The organism is Allobosea thiooxidans, from assembly GCF_900168195.1.
In the GTDB taxonomy this organism is placed as follows: Bacteria; Pseudomonadota; Alphaproteobacteria; order Rhizobiales; family Beijerinckiaceae; genus Allobosea; species Allobosea thiooxidans.
The window spans coordinates 78,546-100,089 of sequence record NZ_FUYX01000016.1 but is presented as its reverse complement, the minus strand read 5'-3'; the positions used below and the strand labels follow the sequence as shown (position 1 = coordinate 100,089).

18 protein-coding genes are annotated in these 21,544 nt (G+C 67.8%); 9 read left to right on the top strand and 9 right to left on the bottom strand.

What is annotated here, in order from left to right; translation table 11 throughout:
* Position 1 precedes the first annotated feature (1 nt).
* From efeO to B5Y19_RS22335, 3 genes are all read left to right on the top strand, one after another.
* Complete coding sequence (efeO, locus tag B5Y19_RS22345; protein WP_055731086.1) at positions 2-826, top strand: iron uptake system protein EfeO; 825 nt, start codon at positions 2-4, stop codon at positions 824-826.
* A 277-nt stretch (positions 827-1,103) separates the two neighbouring features.
* Positions 1,104-2,084 carry an arginase gene (gene rocF, locus B5Y19_RS22340; RefSeq protein WP_055731085.1) on the top strand — a complete coding sequence of 327 codons (981 nt, stop codon included), beginning with the start codon at positions 1,104-1,106 and terminating at the stop codon, positions 2,082-2,084.
* 243 nt (positions 2,085-2,327) lie between these two features.
* Positions 2,328-3,473, top strand: coding sequence for a Gfo/Idh/MocA family protein (locus B5Y19_RS22335; RefSeq protein ID WP_055731084.1), 1,146 nt, complete (start codon positions 2,328-2,330; stop codon positions 3,471-3,473).
* Here the strand turns inward: B5Y19_RS22335 and B5Y19_RS22330 are convergent.
* Positions 3,449-4,489 (bottom strand): Gfo/Idh/MocA family protein, encoded by a 1,041-nt coding sequence (locus B5Y19_RS22330; protein WP_244555684.1) that lies wholly within the window; start codon positions 4,487-4,489, stop codon positions 3,449-3,451. The two genes, B5Y19_RS22335 and B5Y19_RS22330, sit on opposite strands and share 25 nt — an antisense overlap.
* 294 nt (positions 4,490-4,783) lie before the next feature.
* The gene (gene ggt, locus B5Y19_RS22325) at positions 4,784-6,379 is read right to left on the bottom strand and encodes a gamma-glutamyltransferase (protein ID WP_055731082.1); all 1,596 of its coding nucleotides are present in this window, start codon (positions 6,377-6,379) and stop codon (positions 4,784-4,786) included.
* Between the two features lie 191 nt (positions 6,380-6,570).
* Between ggt and ilvA the strand changes: the two genes are divergently transcribed.
* Together ilvA and B5Y19_RS22315 are read left to right on the top strand one after the other, a co-directional pair.
* Positions 6,571-8,097 carry a threonine ammonia-lyase, biosynthetic gene (gene ilvA, locus B5Y19_RS22320; protein ID WP_079592135.1) on the top strand — a complete coding sequence of 509 codons (1,527 nt, stop codon included), beginning with the start codon at positions 6,571-6,573 and terminating at the stop codon, positions 8,095-8,097.
* Positions 8,098-8,116: 19 nt separating this feature from the next.
* The gene (locus tag B5Y19_RS22315; protein WP_055731080.1) at positions 8,117-8,998 is read left to right on the top strand and encodes a LysR family transcriptional regulator; all 882 of its coding nucleotides are present in this window, start codon (positions 8,117-8,119) and stop codon (positions 8,996-8,998) included.
* Positions 8,999-9,000: 2 nt separating this feature from the next.
* Here B5Y19_RS22315 and B5Y19_RS22310 read toward each other — a convergent pair whose 3' ends face one another.
* Complete coding sequence (locus B5Y19_RS22310) at positions 9,001-10,059, bottom strand: ornithine cyclodeaminase (protein WP_055731079.1); 1,059 nt, start codon at positions 10,057-10,059, stop codon at positions 9,001-9,003.
* Between the two features lie 127 nt (positions 10,060-10,186).
* Here B5Y19_RS22310 and B5Y19_RS22305 point away from each other — a divergent pair, with 127 nt between their 5' ends.
* The 3 genes from B5Y19_RS22305 to mgrA all read left to right on the top strand — a co-directional run bounded on the left by B5Y19_RS22305 (position 10,187) and on the right by mgrA (position 13,671).
* Positions 10,187-10,624, top strand: coding sequence for an Lrp/AsnC family transcriptional regulator (locus B5Y19_RS22305; RefSeq protein WP_055731078.1), 438 nt, complete (start codon positions 10,187-10,189; stop codon positions 10,622-10,624).
* 374 nt (positions 10,625-10,998) lie between these two features.
* Entirely contained in the window at positions 10,999-12,429 is a 1,431-nt protein-coding gene (locus tag B5Y19_RS22300) for an aldehyde dehydrogenase family protein (protein WP_055731077.1), read from the top strand.
* A 219-nt stretch (positions 12,430-12,648) separates the two neighbouring features.
* A complete protein-coding gene (gene mgrA / locus B5Y19_RS22295; protein ID WP_055731076.1) occupies positions 12,649-13,671 on the top strand; it encodes an L-glyceraldehyde 3-phosphate reductase in 1,023 nt (340 codons plus the stop codon).
* Between the two features lie 112 nt (positions 13,672-13,783).
* On the opposite strand, the gene B5Y19_RS22290 is transcribed toward mgrA, so the two are convergent.
* A complete protein-coding gene (locus tag B5Y19_RS22290; protein ID WP_055731075.1) occupies positions 13,784-14,272 on the bottom strand; it encodes an Lrp/AsnC family transcriptional regulator in 489 nt (162 codons plus the stop codon).
* Positions 14,273-14,431: 159 nt separating this feature from the next.
* Between B5Y19_RS22290 and B5Y19_RS22285 the strand changes: the two genes are divergently transcribed.
* Positions 14,432-15,817, top strand: coding sequence for an aminotransferase-like domain-containing protein (locus B5Y19_RS22285; RefSeq protein WP_244555683.1), 1,386 nt, complete (start codon positions 14,432-14,434; stop codon positions 15,815-15,817).
* A gap of 18 nt (positions 15,818-15,835) precedes the next feature.
* Here the strand turns inward: B5Y19_RS22285 and B5Y19_RS22280 are convergent, their stop codons facing one another.
* The 5 genes from B5Y19_RS22280 to B5Y19_RS22260 form a co-directional block, all read right to left on the bottom strand.
* Entirely contained in the window at positions 15,836-16,243 is a 408-nt protein-coding gene (locus B5Y19_RS22280) for a DUF983 domain-containing protein (RefSeq protein ID WP_079592133.1), read from the bottom strand.
* 280 nt (positions 16,244-16,523) lie between these two features.
* On the bottom strand, positions 16,524-17,924 hold the full coding sequence (gene lpdA, locus B5Y19_RS22275; RefSeq protein ID WP_079592132.1) for a dihydrolipoyl dehydrogenase: 1,401 nt from the start codon (positions 17,922-17,924) through the stop codon (positions 16,524-16,526).
* 9 nt (positions 17,925-17,933) lie between these two features.
* On the bottom strand, positions 17,934-19,259 hold the full coding sequence (locus B5Y19_RS22270) for a dihydrolipoamide acetyltransferase family protein (RefSeq protein ID WP_079592131.1): 1,326 nt from the start codon (positions 19,257-19,259) through the stop codon (positions 17,934-17,936).
* Positions 19,259-20,275: an alpha-ketoacid dehydrogenase subunit beta gene (locus B5Y19_RS22265; protein ID WP_079592130.1), complete on the bottom strand. Its 1,017-nt coding sequence runs from the start codon at positions 20,273-20,275 to the stop codon at positions 19,259-19,261. Before B5Y19_RS22265 ends, B5Y19_RS22270 begins: the two co-directional genes overlap by 1 nt.
* 4 nt (positions 20,276-20,279) lie before the next feature.
* Positions 20,280-21,539 carry a thiamine pyrophosphate-dependent enzyme gene (locus B5Y19_RS22260; protein WP_055730426.1) on the bottom strand — a complete coding sequence of 420 codons (1,260 nt, stop codon included), beginning with the start codon at positions 21,537-21,539 and terminating at the stop codon, positions 20,280-20,282.
* Positions 21,540-21,544 lie beyond the last annotated feature (5 nt).

The window sequence follows — 21,544 nt, the reverse complement described above, 5'->3', positions numbered from 1 at the left end:
GATGAGCTTGCGCTTCGCATGGCTGGCCGGAGCCAGCCTGATCGCCGCCGTGACCGCCGGAACGGCGCAGGCCGCCTCCCCGCTCGACCTCGTCGCGCCGGTCTCCGAGTACAAGCTCTATGTCTCCCAGGGAGTCGATCAGCTGGTGAAGGACACCAAGACCTTCACCGATGCGGTCAAGGCCGGCGACCTCGCCAAGGCCAAGGCGCTCTATGCGCCGACGCGTGTCTCCTACGAGAAGATCGAGCCGATCGCCGAATTGTTCAGCGACCTCGACGGCAGCATCGACTCGCGCGCCGACGACCATGAGAAGAAGGAGGAGGATCCGGAGTTCACCGGCTTCCACCGCATCGAATACGGGCTCTTCGCCAAGAACAGCACCGAGGGGCTCGCCCCCTTCGCCGACAAGCTGCTTGCCGACGTCACCGAGCTGCAGGGTCGGATCAAGGGCCTGACGGTTCCGCCGGACAAGATGGTCGGCGGCGCAGCCGTGCTGATCGAGGAGGTCGCGGCGACCAAGGTCTCCGGCGAGGAGGATCGCTACAGCCACACCGATCTCTGGGATTTCCAGGCCAATATCGACGGCGCCAAGAAGATCGTCGACCTGCTGCGGCCGCTGGTCGGCAAGGAGGACAAGGCGCTCGCAGCCAAGATCGACGCGAATTTCGAGACCGTCGACAAGACGCTGGCCAAGTACAAGCTCAAGGATGGCGGCTTCGAGACCTATGACAAGCTGAGCGAGGCCGACCGCAAGGCGCTCGCCGCGATGATCACCACGCTGGCCGAGGACCTCTCCAAGCTGCGCGGCGTGCTCGGCCTGGCCTAGGCTGGGCGGACGCCGCGGCCGTCATTGCGAGGAGCAAGGCGACGAAGCAAGCCAGGGGCGCCCGCGCTCGACGGTCCAGCCCAGTCTTCCTGGATTGCTTCGCTGCGCTCGCAAAGACGGTGCAGTCCGATCGGTCGGGTGCCTTTCCGTTCCCGGCGCGATGCCCCGACACAGAACGGTCACGCGAGCGCGGCACTCGACAGGCGGGGGCCGATGCGCCAATGACGGCGCATCGGCGCATCGCGCCCGCCAAATTCATATCCAACGGACTGCCAGCATGACCGCCACCTTCGCGAACGCTCCCGCTTCCCAGGGCCGGATCGCCCTGCTGGGCGCCCCGATCGAGGTCGGCGCCTCGCGCCGCGGCGCGCTGATGGGCCCGGCCGGGCTGCGCACCGCCGGCCTCGTCGGCGTGCTGGAAAGCCTCGGCTACGCGGTCGCGGACCATGGCGACATCCTGCCGCGCGACCTGACGCCGGTCGACGGCCCGGCGCCGGAGAACGCCCGCTTCTACCATGAGATCGCCGCCTGGATGCGGGCGCTGAGCGGCCGCGCCTACGAACTCGCCCGCTCCGGCGCGACGCCGATCTTCCTCGGCGGCGACCACAGCCTGTCGATGGGCTCCGTCAACGGCGTCGCCCGCCACTGGCGGGAGCAGGGCCGCAAGCTCTTCGTGCTCTGGCTCGATGCGCATGCCGATTTCAACATGCCGGCGATCTCTCCCTCCGGGAACATGCACGGCATGTCCTCGGCCTTCCTCTGCGGCGAGACCGGCCTCGACGATCTGCTCGGCAGCGAGCCGCGCGCCTCGATCTCGCCGGCGCAGCTCAGCCTGTTCGGCATCCGCTCGATCGACCCGTTGGAGAAGGCCGCAGTGAAGGCGCGCGGCATCGACATCGCCGACATGCGCGCCATCGACGAACACGGCGTCGGCGTGCTGATCCGACAGGTCATCGAGAAGGTGCGCGCCGCCGACGGCGTGCTGCATGTCTCGTTCGACGTCGATTTCCTCGACCCGCCGCTGGCGCCGGGCGTGGGCACCACCGTGCCGGGCGGCGCGACCTATCGCGAGGCTCATCTCGTGATGGAGCTCTTGCACGATTCCGGGCTCGTGCGCTCGATGGACATCGTCGAGCTCAACCCCTTCCTCGACGATCGCGGCCAGACGGCCCGCCTCGCGGTGGAGCTCGCGGGCAGCCTGTTCGGCCAGCAGATCACCGACCGGCAGACGCCGTCGAACGCGATCGGCGCCGCGTAAGCCGCAAAGGCCCGTCATTGCGAGCGTCAGCGAAGCAATCCAGGAGGACGTAGAGCTCCGGGGCCCCTAGATGGCTTCGGAGCTCGCGCTCCTCGCAATGACGGCAAAGCGGCATCGACAGGTTCAGCGAAAGCCGATCTTCATCCTTCGATGCGATAGACCCTGCTGGAATGCGTCGCTCCGGACGGCCGCAAAGCGGCGATGACCCGGAATGACGCGGATGGTGAGCCGGGTCAGCCACGCATGAAGATCGCGCTCGTCGGCACGGGTTTCGTCGCCGACTACTACATGACGACGCTGGCGAACCATCCGGCCCTGTCGCTCGCCGGCGTCTGGGACCGCGACGGCGCGCGGCTCGAAGCCTTCCGCAGCTTCTACAATGTGCCGGCCTATGCCGATCTCGACGCCCTGCTCGCCGACCGGACGGTGCAGATCGTCGTCAACCTGACGACGCCGGAAAGCCATTACGAGATCACCAGCCGCGCGCTCGCCGCCGGCAAGCATGTCTATTGCGAGAAGCCGCTGGCGATGGAGCTGGCGCAGGCCGAAGCGCTGACAGCGCAGGCGCAGGCAGCCGGGCTCACCTTGGCCACCGCGCCCGCGAACGGGCTCAGCGACGCGCATCGGCTGGTCGACGATACATTGCGCGCGGGCCGGATCGGCGCGCCGCGGCTCGTCTATGCCGCGATGGAGGATGGCCCCGTCTTCCGCGACAAATGGGCGAGCTGGCGCTCGCGCTCGGGCGCGCACTGGCCCGGGCTGCACGAATTCGAGATCGGCTGCACGCTGGAGCATGCCGGCTACGCCCTCTCCTGGCTGGTCACGCTCTTCGGCGCGGTCGAAAGCCTGACCGCCTTCTCGGCCGTGACCTTTCCGGACAAGGGACCGGGCACCGGCCACATCGCGATGGCACCGGATTTCTCGGTTGGCTGCCTGAGCTTCCGCTCCGGCGTCGTGGCAAGGCTGACGAGCGGGCTTGCCGCCCCGCGCGACCGCTCGCTGCAGATCTTCGCCGAGAAGGGCTCGCTGACGGTGCGCGATCTCTGGGACAACCGTTCCGTCGTCCATGCCGAGGAGAGCGATGCCGCGCGGCCGCTTCTGGGGCGGCTCCTGACCCGCGCCGAGGCGAAGCTCGGCCGCGCCCTGCCCTGGAAGCCGACCCCGGGGCGGCGCCTGCCCTACCCCTCGCAGGCGGCGAGCAAGACCCTGCCCGCCTTCCCCTCGCAGATCGATTTCATGCGGGGCGTCGCCGACCAGGCGGAAGCGATCCGGCGCGGGGAGGCGCCGCGCTTCTCGGGGGCGCTGGCGCTGCACATCACGGAACTCGCGCTGGCGCTGAACAATGCGCGCGACCTGCCGCAACCCTATCGGCTGCGGTCGCGTTTCTGATCGACGCCGTCCGCCGAAGGCTGCGCCAGCATACTCTCTATGATCCGAAGCACGGCGGCGCTTCCAGCCAATGGCATGGTCGCGCAGGACGTTTCGCCCGCCCGAACCGCCGCCATCACAGCCTGCGCCTGAAACTGCAGGCCGTTGCCGGGGAACGCAAAAACCTCACTGCTGCGCCCAGGCCGCGGGAGGCGGTCGAGCAGCCGGGGCGCAAAACCCCGCCCGCGTCCGTAGGCCGCCATGGCACGGCCGGCATCAGCGTCGAAACTCAGGCGTTGCGCCTTGAGGAACGGCGCTTCGAGGGTGAGCGCCCCTCGCGTGCCGGTGACCAGGAAGCGGTTGGTGCCGTTGCGGTCGAAGCCGCAGGAGAGCTCGGCCACGGCATCGGGGTAGGCGAGCCGGAACTCGCTGCGCAGATCGACGCCTGTCGCGGCGGCGACCCAGCATCCTCCGACGGCCAGCGGCTCGCCGAGCAGATGCAGCGTCAGCGACAGCGGATAGACGCCGAGATCGAAGGCAGCGCCGCCGCCCAGCGCAGGATCGAAGAAGCGGCTGCCCGGTTCCTGCGGATGGGCATAGGAGAGATCGGCACGGATGCGCTTCACCTCGCCGATCCGCCCGGTCGCGATCTGCTCACGGATCGCGCGAACCGCCGGCAGGAAGCGACTCCACAGGGCCTCCATGGCGAAGACGCCGCGCTCACGCGCCGCCTGCGCGATGGCCTCGACGTCGCCGCTCCTCAGCGCCGCCGGCTTCTCGACCAGCACCGGCTTGCCGGCCGCGATCGCGCGCAGCGCCTGCGCGGCATGGAACTGGTTCGGCGTCGCGATATAGACGGCCTCGATCGCGGGGTCGGCCAGAAAGGCCGCTTCGTCGCCATAGGCTGCACCGCCGCCGAAGCGTGCAGCGAAGCCTTGCGCCTTCGCCAGCAAGCGCGAATGGACGGCGGCGAGGCGCGCCTGCGGCAGCAGACCGAGATCGGCGGCGAAGAGCCCGGCAATAGTGCCGGTGCCCATGATCCCCCAACCGAATGGCCGTTCCTGCGCCACGCTGCTTTCACCCTCCGACCGCATGATCGCGATAGCGGAAGGGCGTTAAAGGGCGGTGTCGGACGTGATGGAAGCCGCGCCTCATGCCATGGCGACCGCGCAGTTGCGAGCCTGGAATTCTTGAATACCTTCCTCGCCGTCATGCTCGGGCTCGTCCCGACCATCCACGTCTTCTTTCATCGAAGGCGGTGTTCAAGACGTGGATGCTCGCCACAAGGGCGAGCATGACGCATCTGGAATGACGGCGTGCCCAACGGCTGCTTAGACCGCCAGCGCGAAGCCGTCCTTGCGATGATCGGAAGCACCGAACATCACGCCGCGCTTGTGGTCGACCCAGATCGCCTGGCAACCGCCGAGGGGGTCCTCGGCCCGGACCACATCATGGCCTCGCGCCTTCAGATCCGCGGCGACGCTGTCCGGGATCGTCGTCTCCAGCGAGAGCTTGCCGTCATAGGCGAAGCTGCGCGGCGCGTCCGAGGCCTGCTGCGGGTCAAGGCCGCGGTCGAGAATGCCGGAGAGGAAATGGACATGGCCGGTTGCCTGATACTGGCCGCCCATCACGCCCATGGGCATGATCGGCTTGCCGTCCTTGGCGAGCATGCCGGGGATGATGGTGTGGAAGGGGCGCTTGCGCGGCGCGATGGCGTTGGGATGCCCCTCGATCAGGCGGAAGCCGGAGCCGCGGTTCTGCAGCATGACGCCGGCCTTGGCCGCATAGATGCCGCTGCCGAAGGCGGAGAACAGCGAGTTGATGAAGGACACCATGTTGCCGTCGCGGTCGACGACGCAGAGATAGATCGTGTCCTTGTGCAGCGGCATGTCGAAGGCTTCCGGCTTCGCGGCCTTCTCCAGGCTGATCTCCTTGCGGATGCGGCCGATGAACTGGTCAGACAGGAAGGCTTCCGTGTCGAAGGGGCTGACGGCCGGGTCGGCCACCAGCGCGTCGCGCTGGCGATAGGCCGCCTTGCTCGCCTCGGCGAGGAGGTGGATGCGGTCGGCTTCGCTCAGCTTGCCGTCCGAGAGGTCGTAGCCGTCGAGGATGCGCGCGATCAGCAGTGCCGCGATGCCCTGGCCGTTCGGCGGGCACTCCCAGAGGCGGTGGCCGCGATAATCGGCGCCGATCGGATCGACATAATCCGGCTTCGAAGCGGCGAAATCCTCAAGGCTGATCAGGCTGCCGGCTGCGTTCAGCACGGAGACCATGTCCTCGGCGAGCTCGCCCTCGTAGAAGGCGGAGCGGCCGTCGCGGGCGATGCGGCGCAGCATGTTGCCGAGCGCGGGATGGACCATCTTGTCGCCGACGGCCGGGGGCTTGCCGCCGGGCAGATAGACGGCGTTGCCGAGACCGTGCTTCTCGATGCGGCCGCGGGCCTTGGCCCAGTCGAGCGCGACGCGCGGCGTCACCACGAAGCCCTCCTCGGCGGCGCGGATCGCGGCTGAGAAGATCTCGTCCAGGCTCTTGCTGCCATAGTCGGCGACGAGGCGGCACCAGGCATCGATGGCACCGGGCACGGTGACGGCATGGGGCGAATCCGCCGCGATCGAGGTCATGCCCTGACCGAGGAACCAGCCGAGCTCGGCCTTGGCCGCCGCCCGGCCCGAGCCGTTGAGCGCCACCATCTTGCCGCCGGCCGGGGCATAGATCGCGAAGCAGTCGCCGCCGATGCCGGTCATGTGCGGGTCGACGACGGCCTGGACCGCTACGGCCGCGATGGCGGCATCGATGGCGTTGCCGCCGGCGCGCAGGATATCGACCGCGGCCAGCGTCGAGGCCGGGTGCGAGGTCGCCGCCATGCCGCGATCGCCAACCGCAACCGGCCGGCCCGGCACCATGAAATCGCGATTGCCCCAGTTCATGCTCGTCTCCACCTCTGCGGCACCGTCGCTGCGCGGCGCCTTGTTTCCTCCAACGCTTTGGCGCGCCGGCCGGGGGCTTGGCAATCCCGCCCGGCGCATGGCCGGCATCGCCCGCCCCTCGCCGCACGCAACGATCGCAATTGACATGTCCGCGCATCGGACTATCGCCGCGTCCAAAGGACGGGCCGGCCATGCAAGACTACATCCGCAAGATCATCGGGGCGCGCGTCTATGACGTCGCGATCGAAAGCCCGCTCGACCCGTTGCCGCGCCTATCCGTCCGGATCGGCGGCAGCGCCCTGCTGAAGCGTGAGGATCTGCAGCCGGTCTTCTCGTTCAAGCTGCGCGGCGCCTACAACAAGATCGCCGGTCTTTCCGCCATCGAGGCCGAGCGTGGCGTGATCTGCGCCTCGGCCGGCAACCATGCGCAGGGCGTAGCGCTGGCGGCGCGCAAGCTCGGCATCAAGGCGACCATCGTCATGCCGCGCACCACGCCGGACATCAAGGTGCAAGCGGTGCGCAGCCTCGGCGGGCGCGTCGTGCTGCATGGCGAGAACTTCGACGAAGCCTATGGCCATGCCCGCAAGCTCGAAGCCGAGAAGGGGCTGACCTTCGTCCATCCCTATGACGACCCCGACGTCATCGCCGGCCAGGGCACCGTCGGCATGGAAATCCTGCGCCAGCACTCCGATCCGATCGAAGCGATCTTCGTGCCGATCGGCGGCGGCGGACTGGCGGCCGGTGTCGCGGTCTACGCGAAGTTCCTGCGGCCCGAGATCAAGGTGATCGGCGTCGAACCCGAGGATGCCGCCTCCATGGCCGGCGCCATCGCGGCGGGGAAGCGCGTCGTGCTCGATCAGGTCGGGCTCTTCGCCGACGGCGTCGCGGTGCGGCAGGCCGGCGAGGAGACGTTCAGGCTCTGCCGCGACCTGCTCGACGAGGTCGTTACCGTCTCGACCGACGAGATCTGCGCAGCGGTGAAGGACATCTTCGAGGATACCCGCGCCATCGCCGAGCCCTCCGGCGCCGTCAGCCTCGCGGGCCTGAAGGCCTATGCGGCGCGCGAAGCCAAGCGGACGGGCGCGCTGATCGCGATCAACAGCGGCGCCAACATGAATTTCGACCGCCTGCGCCATATCGCCGAACGGGCCGAAATCGGCGAGCATCGCGAGGCGCTGCTGGCAGTCACCATTCCCGAAAGACCCGGCGCCTACCGTGCCTTCATCGAACTGCTCGGCCGGCGCGCCATCACCGAATTCAACTACCGCTATTCCGATCCGAAGGCCGCGCGCATCTTCGTCGGCGTGCAGCTCTCCGAGGGTGATGCCGAGAAGCGTCAGATCATCGCGATGCTCTCCGAGCACGGCTATCCCGTGCTCGACATGAGCGACAACGAGCTCGCCAAGCTGCATTTCCGCTACATGGTCGGCGGCAAGGCGCCCGGGCTCGGCGACGAATTGATCTTCCGCTTCCAGTTCCCGGAGCGGCCGGGCGCGCTGCTGAAGTTCCTGAACAGCCTCTCGGCCGACTGGAACATCTCGCTCTTCCACTACCGCAATCACGGCGCCGATTACGGGCGCATCCTTGCCGGCATCCAGATCCCGCCCGCCCAGCGCGGCCAACTCGCCAAAAGGCTCGATGCGCTCGGCTATCCCTATTGGAGCGAGAGCGACAACCCGGCCTATCTGTCGTTCCTGGCGGAGATGCCGGCTTCGTGAATCGGCTTAAGGTGGAGGCATGACGCTCGAACAGCTTCGCATCTTCGTCGCCGTCGCCGAACGGGAGCACCTGACGCAAGGCGCGCGCGTCCTCAACCTCACGCAATCGGCGGTCAGTTCCGCGATCACGACGCTGGAAGCGCGCTATGCGACGAAACTGTTCGACCGGATCGGCCGGCGCATCGTCCTGACCGAAGCCGGCAAGCTCTTCCTGATCGAAGCGCGCGCCGTGCTGGCGCGGGCGGCAGCGGCCGAAGCGGTGCTCTCAGATCTCTCGGGACTGGTGCGCGGCTCGCTTGCGCTGATGGCCAGCCAGACCGTCGCGAATTACTGGCTGCCGCCCCTGATCCAGCGGTTTCGCCGAGAGCATCCCGGCATCGCCGTCTCGCTTGCCATCGGCAACACGGAGACGGTGAGCGCCGCCATCCGTGACGGCGTGGCCGATCTCGGCTTCATCGAAGGCGAGATCGACGACCCATCCCTCGACATGACCGAGGTCGACGAGGACGAGCTCGTCATCGTCGTGCCCGCCGGCCATCCCTGGGCGGACAACGCCCCTTCAGCCGGAGATCTGTCGCACGGCGCCTGGGTGTTGCGCGAAACGGGCTCGGGGACGCGGGCGATGTTCGAGGCGGCGTTGCCGGGGCTCGGTCTCAGCGCGGACGATCTCACCGTGGCGCTGGAATTGCCCTCCAACGAAGCGATCTGCGCCGCCGTTGCATCTGGCGCCGGCGCGACCGCGATCTCGCGCCTCGTCGCCGCCAACGCGATCGCAGCAGGGCGGCTTGCCACCGTGGCGCTGCCGCTGCCGAAGCGCCGCTTCCTCGCGCTGCGCCACAAGGAACGCTACCTCGCCAAGGCGGCGGCCGCGTTCCTCGCGCTCAGCAGAAAGACCGGTTGAGTTTAGGCCGCGGCGGCGGCGCCCGGCGCCGCACGCATCAGCATGCCGAAGAGGTCGCGCGGATCGTCCGGGTCCGCGATCAGATCGAGATCGACATAGGTGCCAGCCTCGCGGATGCGCTCGTAGACGTAGCGCAGCGCCGAAAAATCCTCGATGGCGAAGCCGACCGAGTCGAACAGCGTGATCTGGCGGGCGTCGGTGCGGCCCTGTGCCGCCCCGGTGATGACCTTCCAGAGCTCCTCGACCGGATGATCGGGCGCGAGCTGCTGGATATCGCCCTCGATGCGGGTCTGCGGCGGGTATTCGACGAAGATCGAGGAGCGCAACAGCACGTCGCGATGGATCTCGGTCTTGCCCGGGCAGTCGCCGCCGACCGCGTTGATGTGGACCCCGGCGCCGACCATGTTGTCGGTCAGGATCGTGGCGTACTGCTTGTCGGCGGTGACGGTGGTGACGATCTCGGCCCCCTCGACCGCCTCCATCGCGGTCGCGCAGCGGGTGATCTTGAAGCCATGGCGGGCGAGATTGCGGGCACATTTCTCGGTCGCCGCCGGATCGACGTCGTAAAGCCGCAGGTTCTCGATGCCGAGGATCGCACGGAAGGCGAAGGCCTGGAACTCGGACTGCGCGCCGTTGCCGATGATCGCCATGGTCGCGGCGTTCTTCGGCGCGAGGTGCTTCGCCGCCACGGCCGACATCGCCGCGGTGCGCAGCGCCGTCAGGAAGGTCATTTCCGAGAGCAGGACGGGATAGCCGGTCGCGACGTCGGAGAGCAGGCCGAACGCGGTGACCGTCTGCAGCCCGGCCTTCATGTTCTTCGGATGGCCGTTGACGTATTTGAAGCCGTAGAGCCTGCCGTCGCTGGTCGGCATCAGCTCGATCACGCCTTCGAGGCTGTGCGAGGCGATGCGCGGTGTCTTGTCGAAGATCTCCCAGCGCCGGAAGTCGTCCTCGATGTAACCCGCGATATCGGACAGCATCCGCTCGATACCGATCGCATGGACCAGCTTCATCATGTGGTCGACGCTGACGAAAGGCACGACGTTGAGCTGCTGAATCATGGGTCCCCGCGCTGTTCTTGTGAAAGACCCATTTCACCTGTTTTTCGCGGCAGTCGATAGAAGCCAAATTGACCCGATCGACGCCACTATTGATCAAATCGGTGAAGATAATTATCCATTTCGGACAATGGACGATATCGACCGCAAGCTCATCACCCTGCTGCGCCATGACGGGCGCCGCAGCATCTCGGACCTCGCCGCCGATCTCGGCCTGACGCGGGCGACGGTGCGTGCAAGGCTGGAGAAGCTGGAGCAGTCGGGCGAGATCATCGGCTTCACCGTGATCCTGCGTTCGGACGCGATCGACCTGCCCGTGCGCGGCATCACCATGATCGAGATCGCCGGCCAGGCCGCGGATTCGGTGATCGCGGCGCTCTCCGGCTTCAGCGAGGTCTCCAGCATCCACACCACCAATGGCAACTGGGACCTCGTGGTGGAGCTCGGCACCTCGGACCTGATCGCCTTCGACCAGGTGCTCAGGCGCATCCGCCTGATCCCCGGCGTCACCAACAGCGAGACCAGCCTGCTGCTGGCGACCCCGCGCAGCGTCAAGGCGCGGCTATAGCGCACCCCGTCATTGCGAGCGTAGCGAAGCAATCCAGGGGGCTGGGTGGAGCATCTCACCCGGCCCCCTGGATTGCTTCGTCGCTCACGCTCCTCGCAATGACGGGGTGGCTGGTGAGATCGATCGTCAGACAAGAAGCACCGCTGCATGGCGGCCATCCGCAAACGCGCTTCCCGCCAAGGTGACAGGCGCGCGTCGCCCCCCTAACGTTATGCCCCGTCAGATACAGCGTCGATGGCGGCCTGCGATGCATGATCGCACGAGGCCGCCCATTCGCTTGGACATCGACAGTTCCCGCTCGGGGCATGGATCGCCGGACGCTTCCCGGCCGGTGACCTGCGCTCTCGGGCCAAGATGAGGCAGGAGACCAGACCATGGCACATGAGCTCGAATTCTACATCGACGGCCAGTGGGTGAAGCCGTCCGGCAGCCGCACGCTCGGCGTGGTCGATCCGTCGAACGAGGAGGTGTTCGCCACGATCGCGCTCGGCGAGCAGGCCGATGTCGACAAGGCCGTCGCCGCCGCCCGCGCCGCCTTCCCGGCCTTCGCTGCGACGTCGAAGGCCGAGCGCCTGGCGCTGATGCGCCGCCTCGCCGAGGCCTATAAGAAGCGCTACGACGACATCGCCAACATCCTCTCGCGCGAGATGGGCGCGCCGAAGGAGCTGGCGCACCGGGCGCAGGCTGCGATGGGCAGCGCCCATCTCGCCAAGATGATCGAGACGCTCGAGAACTTCGAGTTCGAGGAGCTGCGCGGCACGACCCTGATCGCCAAGGAGCCGATCGGCGTCGTCGGCATGATCACGCCGTGGAACTGGCCGCTGAACCAGATCATGTGCAAGGTCGCGCCGGCGCTCGCCGCCGGCTGCACCATGGTGCTGAAGCCCTCCGAGATCGCGCCGCTCAACGCCATCATCTTCGCCGAGGCGATGGAAGAGGCCGGCGTGCCGAAGGGCGTGTTCAACCTCGTCAACGGCGACGGCCCGACGGTCGGCGAAGCGATCTCGCGTCATCCGCAAGTCGATATGGTCTCCTTCACCGGCTCGACCCGCGCCGGCATCCTCGTCGCCAAGGCGGCGGCGGACACCGTCAAGCGCGTGCACCAGGAGCTCGGCGGCAAGTCGGCCAACATCATCCTCGACGATGCCGACCTGAAGAAGTCGGTGAAGCTCGGCGTCGAAAGCGTGATGCGCAACTCCGGCCAGTCCTGCAATGCGCCGACCCGCATGTTCGTGCCGGAGAAGCTGCATGAGGAGGCGCTTGCCATCGCCAAGCAGGTGGCCGAGCCGCTCAAGGTCGGCGCTCCCTCGGCCGACGGCGTCTTCCTCGGCCCGGTGGTCAGCGAGGCCCAGTACGAGAAGGTGCAGCGCCTGATCGAGGCCGGCATCAAGGAAGGCGCGACGCTGGTCGCCGGCGGACCGGGGCGCCCGGAAGGGCTGAACCGCGGCTACTATGTCCGCCCGACGGTCTTCGGCGGCGTCACCGACGAGATGACGATCGCCCGCGAGGAGATCTTCGGCCCCGTGCTCTCGATCCTGCCCTACAAGAGCGACGACGAGGTGGTCTCGCGCGCCAACGACACGCCCTACGGCCTGGCTTCCTACGTCCAGTCCGGCTCGCAGGAGCGCGCCCGCAAGGTCGCGGCGCAGATGCGCTCGGGCAATGTCTACATCAACTACCCGGCCTGGGACGCCGGCGCGCCCTTCGGCGGCTACAAGCAGTCCGGCAACGGCCGCGAATACGCGGATTTCGGCCTCGAGGAGTTCCTAGAGATCAAGGGCACTGTCGGTTACGCCGCCGCTTGAGGCATCTCGCTGCGGCGTCATCGAACGGAGACGCTTCCGTCATGGTCGGGCTTGCCCCGACCATCCCCGTCTTCGCTGGTCCAGGCCCGTGTTCAAGACGTGGATGCTCGCCACAAGGGCGAGCATGACGGCGTGGCTCCGGTGAAAGCGAAGCCTGGTGGACAAATGCCACCGGGCCTTCATTTTATGACCCATTCAATCGATCGAGAGGCAAAGGCCATGGCCAATCCGAACCGCTATGACGCGATGCGCTACAACCGGTGCGGTCGTAGCGGCTTGCAGCTGCCGGCGCTCTCGCTCGGTCTCTGGCAGAATTTCGGCGAGACCGGCAGCCACGCCAATATGCGCGATATCTGCCGCACGGCCTTCGACCTCGGCATCACCCATTTCGACCTCGCCAATAATTACGGCCCGCCGCCCGGCTCGGCCGAGACCGCCTTCGGCGAGATCCTGAGGCAGGATTTCGACGGGCTTCGCGACGAGCTCGTGATCTCGACCAAGGCCGGCTACCGGATGTGGCCCGGCCCCTATGGCGAATGGGGCAGCCGCAAATACCTGATCTCCAGTCTCGACCAGAGCCTGAAGCGGATGAAGCTCGACTATGTCGACATCTTCTATTCGCATCGCTTCGACCCGAACACGCCGCTGGAGGAGACGATGGGCGCGCTCGACGCCATCGTCCGCCAGGGCAAGGCGCTCTATGTCGGGCTTTCCTCCTACAATTCGAAGCGCACCCAGGAGGCGGCGGCGATCCTGCGCCGCCTGGGCACGCCCTGCCTGATCCACCAGCCGAGCTATTCCATGCTCAACCGCTGGATCGAGGAGGACAGGCTTCTCGACACGCTCGACGCGGAAGGGATCGGCTCCATCGTGTTCTCACCGCTGGCGCAGGGCATGCTGACCGACAAGTATCTCAAGGGCGTGCCGGCCGGCAGCCGCGCCGACAAGAAGGCGCCCTCCTTCCGCGACGGCTTCCTCAGCGAGGCCAATCTCAGGAGCATCGCGGCGCTGAACGAGATCGCCAAGGCGCGCGGCCAGAGCCTCGCCCAGATGGCGATCGCCTGGGTGCTGCGCGGCGGGCGCGTCACCTCGGCCCTGATCGGCGCAAGCCGGCCGGAGCAGGTCACCGATTGCGTCGCGGCGCTGAAGAACACTGAGTTCACGCCCGAGGAACTGGCGGCCATCGACAAGCATGCCGTCGACGGCGGCATCAACATCTGGGCGGCCTCGGCGGAGCGGTAAGTCACGTGCGCCGTCATGCTCGGGCTTGACCCGAGCATCTCGGAAACCAGCGCCTTCTCGTCACGAGATTCTCGGGCCGCCGCTGCGCCGCGCCCGAGAATGACGGGTGACCTCAGTCCTCCTCCGGCACCGCCGCGATCGGCAGGGCGCTGGAGCGCTTCACCTGACCGAGCGCAAAGCTCGACTCGATCGAGGCGACGCCGTCGAGGCGGGTGAGCTTGTCCTTGAGGAAGCGCTCATAGGCCGGCAGATCGCGCACGACGATGCGCAGCAGATAGTCGCGCTGGCCGGTCATCAGATAGCAGTCGACCACCTCGGGCCAACGCGCCACGGCCTGCGAGAAGCGGTCGAGTTCATCCTCGCGCTGGCGCTCAAGCTTGACCGAGACGAAGACGCTGATCGGGAGCCCGACCTTGGTCTGGTCGATGATAGCGGCATAGCCGGTGATGACACCGGCTTCCTCCAGCATGCGGATCCGGCGCGCGCAGGGCGAGGCCGACAGCCCGATGCGGTGGGCGAGGTCCTGCACCGAGAGCCGCGAATTGATCTGCAACTCCGCGATGATCTTGCGGTCGAGCGCGTCGAGGCGCAGGCGTGCCATTCCCTGTCTCCGATCCCTAGGGGGACATCGCCCTTTTACAGGAGCCACAGCCCGCAACCACCGGCATTGCCGCGAGGCCAGCCGGCAGCAACGGCATGCCACTGGCGCCAAGCGCTTGTCCGCGCTATGCGATACCTACAATCGCGGGAATGTATGGAATTGGCTCAGGCTGGCGCTGACAGCGACGATGCGCTTCACTGGATCGGCCGGCTCGATCCGGCCGCGGGGCCGCGCTACCTGCAGATCGTCGCACAGCTCGAACGCGCCGTCACTTCGGGCCTGCTCCGCCCCGGCGACCGGCTGCCGCCGCAGCGCCGGCTGGCCGAACATCTCGCGGTCGATCTCACCACGGTGACGCGCGCCTTCGGCGAGGCGCGCGAGCGCGGGCTGATCGACGCGGTGACGGGGCGCGGCTCCTTCATCTCGGCCCGGCAGGAGCAGGAAGGGCCTCCGCTCGACCTCAGCATGACGATCCCGCCGGCGCCGAAGGGGCTGCGGCTCGGCGAGCTGATGCAGCGTGGCATAGCCGAGATCCTGGCGCGCAGCGATGCAGACCAGTTGATGAACTATCATGGCGGTGCCGGCTCCCTGGCCGAGCGTGCCGCCGGAGCGGCCTGGCTCGCACCGCTCATGGGCACAATCCCACCGCAGCGCATCGCGGTCGTGTCGGGCGCCCAGACGGGTCTCAATGCCCTGCTCTCGCTGCTGGCGAAGCCCGGCGAGACGATCCTGATGGAACCTCTCGCCTATCCAGGCCTGATCGGCGCGGCGCGGCAGCGTGGGCTCACCATGGCCCCCGTCGCAAGCGATGCGGCAGGACCGCTGCCGGACGCGCTCGACGAGGCCACCGACCGGCATGGCGCCAGGCTGTTCGCCCTGACGCCGACGCTGCAGAACCCGACTTGCATCACTGTGCCCGAGCGGCGCCGTCGGGACCTCGCGGCCGTTGCCCGCCGGCGCAACCTCATCCTGATCGAGGACGATCCCTATAGCCCGCTCGCCGGCGATGCGCCGGCGCCGCTGGCCGCGCTCGCGCCCGAGCGCACGTGGCATGTCGCGACCCTGTCGAAGGTCCTGACGCCCGGCCTGCGCACGGCCTTCGTGGTGATGCCGGAGGGTGCCGACAGCGCGGCATTCCTGACCGCGCTGCGCGCGACGGCCTTGATGCCGGCGCCGCTGATGACGGCGCTGGCCGCGCATTGGATCAGGATCGGCGCGGCAAAGGACCTGCTCGACGGCGTCCGGCGCGAGGCGGCCGAACGGCAGGCGCTGGCGAAGGAGTTGCTGCCGGAGACGATGCGGGGCCATCCACATGCGCTGCATGTCTGGCAGCCCTTGCCCGCCCATTGGGCGCGCGGCGGCCTGATCGAGCGCGCCCGCGTCGCGGGGCTTGGCGTCATGGCGGCCGAAGCCTTCAGCACCGACGGCAGGGCGCCGGACGCGATCCGGATCGCGCTTGGAGCGATCCCAGAGCGGGCGCGGCTCGCCGCGGCGCTCGGCCTTCTTGCCGAGCTGATCCGGGATGACGCGGAAGCCGGGCGCTGAGCGCGCCCGGTCGGGGGCTCAGTTCGAGGCGACCGGCTTGTCCTGCGGCGTCGGGCGGGCGAGCCGGCCTTCCTCGGCCTTATGGAAGAACTGCGAGGCGATCAGCCAGCCCTTGAGCGGCTGCAGCGGTGGAATACAGGTCAGCAGGATCAACGGCAGTGTCGTGACCAGATGTACCCAGCTCGGCGGGTTGTAGGTCAGCTCCAGCCAGAGTGGAAAAGCCGCAGCCGGGATGCAGACGAACATCATCACGAAGAAAGCCGGACCGTCGGCGGGATCGGCGAAGGAATAGTCCAGCCCGCAATTCTCGCATTTCGGCTTCAGCTTCAGGAAGCTCTCGAACATCTTGCCCTGCCCGCAACGCGGGCAGCGGCCGCGCAGGCCGGTCTGGAGCGGAGAGAGTGGCGGCCATTGCTCGCCGGACATGGAGATTCTCCTCGGGGCGGCGCCGTTCGATCGACGTCGTCCCTCAAATCATCCTCGATGCGGACAATGTCAATATTGTATGCATCTTAGCTGACTGCCTGCGCGGATCGGTCGCGGGTCTTTGGAGCAGTTCCCGATTTCAGCCCTCATCCTGAGGAGCAAGCCGATGGCTTGCGCCTCGAAGGATGCTCCAAGAGGCTCGGAACCATCTTGAACATCCTTCGAGACGTGCCTGCGGCGCTCCTCAGGATGGGGGCTCGTGAATCCGTAGGCGGCCTGCTCAGATATGCAGCGCGTGGCCCAGCGCCTTCATCGCGGCCTCGGGGAAGGCTTCGCCGAGCGTCGGGTGAGCGTGGATCGTGCCGGCGATGTCCTGCAAGGTCGCGCCCATCTCGATCGCGAGCCCAAAGGCCGCCGACAATTCCGAGACGCCCTGCCCCACCGCCTGGATGCCCAGCACCAGCTCGCTGCCGGCCTGCGCGACGACGCGCACGAAGCCGGCTTCGCCATGGCGGGTCATGGCGCGGCCATTGGCTGCGAAGGGGAACTGGCCGATCTTCAGCTCATGGCCCGCGCGCTTGGCCTCGTCCGGCGAGAGGCCGACCGAGACGATCTCGGGATCGGTGAAGCAGATCGCCGGAATGCAGCGCTTGTCCCAGGCGCGCGGCAGGCCGGCGACGATCTCCGCGACCATTTCCCCCTGCGCCATGGCGCGGTGGGCGAGCATGGGTTCGCCCGTGACGTCGCCGATGGCATAGATGCCGCGCATCGTCGTCTCGCAACGCTCGCCGATGCGGATGAAACGGCCATCCATGTCGAGCACGAGGTTTTCAAGACCGAGGCCATCGGTGACGGGCTTGCGGCCGACCGTGACCAGGATCTTGTCGGCCGGCAGGCTGCGCTCCTTGCCGTCCGACGTCTCGATGCGCAGGCCGTCGCCCTTGGCTGTCAGGCCCAGCGCCTTGGCGCCGGTCAGCACCTCGACGCCGAGCGCGGTCAGGCGCTTCGAGACCGGGCCGGTGAGCTCGGCGTCGTAGAGCGGCAGGATACGGTCCTGCGCTTCGACCACCGTGACCTTGCTGCCCATCCGGGCGAAGGCAGTGCCGAGTTCGAGCCCGATATAGCCGCCGCCGACCACGACGAGCCGCTTCGGCACTTCGGTCAGCGCCAGCGCTCCGGTCGAGGAGATGACGTTGCCGCCGAAGGGCAGGAAGGGCAGTTCCACCGGCGCGGAGCCCGTGGCGATGACGATGGCCTCGGCATGGACCGTCTTCGGCCCGGTCTCGGTCTCGACCACGACGGTCTTGCCGTCGCGGAAGCGGGCACGGCCATGAAGGATCTTGTTGACCTTGGCCTTGCGCAACAGCCCGGCGACGCCGTTGTTGAGGCGCTGGACGATGCCGTCCTTCCAGGCGACGGCCTGCTTGAGATCGAGCGTCGGCTGGGAAACCGTCAGGCCGAAAGGCGTCTTGCCGGCGGCGGCCTCGGCCGCCTTCTCGAATTCCTCGGCGACATGGATCATCGCCTTTGAGGGAATGCAGCCGACATTGAGGCAAGAACCGCCGAGCTTGGTGCTCTCGACGATGACGGTGTCGAGGCCGAGCTGGCCGGCGCGGATGGCACAGACATAGCCGCCCGGGCCGGCGCCGATGACGAGGATCTTGCAGGTGATGTCCGTCATGGCGCGCCCTCAGATGTCCACGAAGAGCGTGGCCGGGTTCTCCAGCAGCTCCTTCAGCCGCTGCACAAAAACGGCGGCATCCCAGCCGTCGATCACGCGGTGGTCGAAGCTGGAGGAGAGGTTCATCATCTTGCGCGGCACGAAGGTGGTGCCGTCCCAGACGGGCCTGACCACCATCTTGTTGACGCCGACGATGGCGACCTCCGGATAGTTGATCACCGGCGTCGTGGCGATGCCGCCGAGCGCCCCCAGCGAGGTGATGGTGATCGTCGAGCCGGTCAGCTCGTCGCGGGTCGCGGTGCCGTCGCGGCCGCGCTCGGCGAGGCGGGCGAGCTCGATGCCGCAGCCCCAGAGATCGCGCGCCTCGGCATGCTTGACGACCGGCACGATCAGGCCGGTCGGCGTCTGCGTGGCGATGCCGATATTGATCGCGGCATGCTGGCGCACGATGCCGGCCTCGTCGTCATAAAGCGCGTTCAGCGCCGGCTGCTCGGCTAGCGCCTTGACCATGGCACGCATCAGGAAGGGCAGGAGCGTCAGCTTCGGCCGCTCCGGCGTCGGCTTCTTGTTCAGCGTCGCGCGCAGATCCTCCAGCGGCGAGACGTTGATCTCCTCGACGATCGTGATGTGCGGAATGCGCGACTTCGACAGCGCCATCTTCTCGGCGATGCGACGACGCAGGCCGACGATTTTGACCTCGGTGATGGCGCTCTGCTCGACGAGCCCGCCACCGCGAGCCGGCTCCGGGCCACGCAGCAGGAAGGCGTCGATATCCTGATGGGTGATGCGGCCGGCAGGACCCGTACCCTGGACCTGGCGCAGATCGACCCCGGCCTCGCGCGCCTTCAGGCGCACAGCCGGCGAGGCCAGCGGCTTCTCGCCCGGCGCGCGGCGCTGGGCGGGGGCGGCGCTGGCGCGCGCCGGCATCGGCATGGGCTTCGGCGGCGGAGGCGGAGGCGCGGCCGGCTTGACGGGAGTGGCCGCGGCGGCCGGCTGCTCTGCCTTGTCCGGGGCCGGCGGCGCGGCTGATCGTTCGGCCGGGGCTTCTTGTGCGTCCTCGTCCGCGGCGGATTGCTCTGCCGCGCCGCCCTCCCCCGCAACCTTGAGCTTCACCAGCGCCGAGCCGATCGCGACGGTGTCGCCGACCTCGGCGCCGACCCAGGTGACCTCGCCCTCGACCGGCGAGGGAATCTCGACCGTCGCCTTGTCGGTCATCACGGCCGCGATCAGGTCGTCCTCGCGGACGATGTCGCCGACCTTGACGTGCCACTCGACGAGTTCCGCCTCCGCGATGCCCTCGCCGACATCCGGCAGCTTGATGATGCGCTCGCCCATCAGCGTGCCTCCATGATGTCGCGCAGCGCCTGCCCGAGGCGGGCGGGGCCGGGGAAATAGTCCCATTCCTGCGCATGCGGATAGGGCGTGTCCCAGCCGGTGACGCGCATCACCGGCGCCTCCAGATGGTAGAAGCAGTGCTCCTGCACCAGTGCGGCCAGCTCCCCGCCAAAGCCCGACGTCAGCGTCGCCTCGTGCAGCACGATGCAACGGCCGGTCTTCTCGACCGAGGCGACGATCGCCTCGAGATCGAGCGGGACGAGGGTGCGCAGGTCGATCACCTCGGCGTCGATGCCGGTGTCCTCGGCCGCGGCCAGCGCGACATGGACCATGGTGCCGTAGGCGAGAATGGTGACGGCCGAGCCCTCCCGCCGCGTCACCGCCTTGCCAAGCGGCACGGTGTAATGCCCTTCCGGCACCTCGGAGAGCTCATGCTTCGACCAGGCCGTGACCGGCCGGTCGTAGTGGCCGTCGAAGGGGCCGTTATAGAGCCGCTTCGGTTCCAGGAAGATCACCGGGTCCGGGTCCTCGATCGCCGAAATCAGCAGGCCCTTGGCGTCATAGGGGTTGGAGGGAACGATGGTCTTCAGCCCCGAGACATGGGTGAAGAGCGCTTCCGGGCTCTGGCTGTGAGTCTGGCCACCGAAGATGCCGCCGCCGGTCGGCATGCGGATCACCATCGGGCAGGTGAAGTCGCCGGCCGAGCGATAGCGCAGGCGAGCCGCCTCCGAGACGATCTGGTCGTAGGCCGGGTACATGTAGTCGGCGAACTGGATCTCGACGCAGGGCTTCAGCCCGTAGGCCGCCATGCCGATGGCGGTGCCGACGATGCCGGATTCGCTGATCGGTGCGTCGAAGCAGCGCGAGACGCCGTATTTCTGCTGCAGCCCATGGGTGCAGCGGAAGACGCCACCGAAGAAGCCGACATCCTCGCCGAAGACCACGACATCGTCGTCGCGGCCCATGGAGACGTCCATGGCGGAACGGATCGCCTCGATCATCGTCATCCTGGCCATCGCGTCAGACTCCGATCTGCTGGCGCTGGCGGCGCAGGTGCGGCGGGAGTTCGGCGTAGACGTCCTCGAAGATGTCGCGCGCCGAGGGCTTGCCGCCGGAATGCAGGGTGCCGAAGCTCTCGGCTTCCTTCTGCGCGGCGATGACCGTGGCGAGGATCTCGGCCTCTGCCTGCTTGTGGCGCTCCTCCGACCAGGCGCCGACCGCGATCAGATGCTGCTTCAGCCGGATCAGCGGATCGCCCAGCGGCCAGTCGTCGGATTCGTGCTTGGGCCGGTAGGCCGAGGGGTCGTCCGAGGTGGAGTGGGCGCCGGCGCGATAGGTGACGTATTCGACCAGCGTCGGCCCGAGATTGCGGCGCGCCCGCTCGACCGCCCATTGCGCGACCGCATAGACCGCGAGGTAGTCGTTGCCGTCGACGCGCAGCGCCGGGATGCCGAAGCCGAGGCCGCGTGCCGCAAACGTGCCGGAGCCGCCGCGCGCGATGCCCTGGAAGGTCGAGATCGCCCATTGGTTGTTGACGACGTTGAGGACGACCGGCGCCTTGTAGGTCGAGGCGAAGACGAGGGCGGCATGGAAATCCGATTCCGCCGTCGAGCCGTCGCCGATCCAGGCGGCGGCGATGCGGGTGTCGTTCTTGATCGCCGAGGCCATCGCCCAGCCGACGGCCTGGACGTATTGCGTCGCGAGATTGCCGGAGATCGAGAAGAAGCCGTGCTCCTTGGAGGAGTACATCACCGGCAATTGCCGGCCCTTCATCGGGTCGCGCTCGTTCGAGTAGATCTGGCACATCATGTCGACGAGCGGGTAGTCGTGCGCGATCAGCAGCCCCGCCTGGCGATAGGTCGGGAAGTTCATGTCGCCGGGCTGGAGCGCGATGCGAAAGGCGCAGCTTACCGCCTCTTCGCCCGTGTGCTGCATGTAGAACGAAGTCTTGCCCTGGCGCTGCGCCATCTGCATGCGTCCGTCGAAGGTGCGCAGCGTCATCATGTGACGCAGGCCCCGGATCAGGTCGTCATGCGAGAGATCCGGCGCCCAGGGGCCGACCGCTTCGCCCTCGCGATTGAGCACGCGGATGATCGAATAGGCGAGGTCGCGGATATCCTTGGGGTCGACATCGACCGGAGGACGCGCGACAGAGCCGGCCTTCGGGATCACGACATCGGAAAAATCGGGCTTCTCGCCGGGGCGGCTCGCAGGCCTGGGAACGTGAAACTGCAGTGGCTGGGTTACCACCGGCGCGCTGCCGGCCTTGTCGCTGCTCATGAGCG

Excerpts from the sequence above, each read along its gene's own strand:
- mgrA (WP_055731076.1), top strand. The coding sequence starts at position 12,649 with ATGGCCAATCCGAACCGCTATGACGCGATGCGCTACAACCGGTGCGGT.
- B5Y19_RS22335 (WP_055731084.1), top strand. The coding sequence starts at position 2,328 with ATGAAGATCGCGCTCGTCGGCACGGGTTTCGTCGCCGACTACTACATG.
- B5Y19_RS22310 (WP_055731079.1), bottom strand. The coding sequence starts at position 10,059 with ATGATTCAGCAGCTCAACGTCGTGCCTTTCGTCAGCGTCGACCACATG.
- B5Y19_RS22280 (WP_079592133.1), bottom strand. The coding sequence starts at position 16,243 with ATGTCCGGCGAGCAATGGCCGCCACTCTCTCCGCTCCAGACCGGCCTG.
- B5Y19_RS22260 (WP_055730426.1), bottom strand. The coding sequence starts at position 21,539 with ATGAGCAGCGACAAGGCCGGCAGCGCGCCGGTGGTAACCCAGCCACTG.
- rocF (WP_055731085.1), top strand. The coding sequence starts at position 1,104 with ATGACCGCCACCTTCGCGAACGCTCCCGCTTCCCAGGGCCGGATCGCC.
- B5Y19_RS22265 (WP_079592130.1), bottom strand. The coding sequence starts at position 20,275 with ATGGCCAGGATGACGATGATCGAGGCGATCCGTTCCGCCATGGACGTC.
- B5Y19_RS22305 (WP_055731078.1), top strand. The coding sequence starts at position 10,187 with ATGGACGATATCGACCGCAAGCTCATCACCCTGCTGCGCCATGACGGG.
- lpdA (WP_079592132.1), bottom strand. The coding sequence starts at position 17,924 with ATGACGGACATCACCTGCAAGATCCTCGTCATCGGCGCCGGCCCGGGC.
- ilvA (WP_079592135.1), top strand. The coding sequence starts at position 6,571 with ATGCAAGACTACATCCGCAAGATCATCGGGGCGCGCGTCTATGACGTC.
- B5Y19_RS22270 (WP_079592131.1), bottom strand. The coding sequence starts at position 19,259 with ATGGGCGAGCGCATCATCAAGCTGCCGGATGTCGGCGAGGGCATCGCG.
- B5Y19_RS22300 (WP_055731077.1), top strand. The coding sequence starts at position 10,999 with ATGGCACATGAGCTCGAATTCTACATCGACGGCCAGTGGGTGAAGCCG.
- B5Y19_RS22330 (WP_244555684.1), bottom strand. The coding sequence starts at position 4,489 with ATGGGCACCGGCACTATTGCCGGGCTCTTCGCCGCCGATCTCGGTCTG.
- efeO (WP_055731086.1), top strand. The coding sequence starts at position 2 with ATGAGCTTGCGCTTCGCATGGCTGGCCGGAGCCAGCCTGATCGCCGCC.
- ggt (WP_055731082.1), bottom strand. The coding sequence starts at position 6,379 with ATGAACTGGGGCAATCGCGATTTCATGGTGCCGGGCCGGCCGGTTGCG.
- B5Y19_RS22315 (WP_055731080.1), top strand. The coding sequence starts at position 8,117 with ATGACGCTCGAACAGCTTCGCATCTTCGTCGCCGTCGCCGAACGGGAG.
- B5Y19_RS22290 (WP_055731075.1), bottom strand. The coding sequence starts at position 14,272 with ATGGCACGCCTGCGCCTCGACGCGCTCGACCGCAAGATCATCGCGGAG.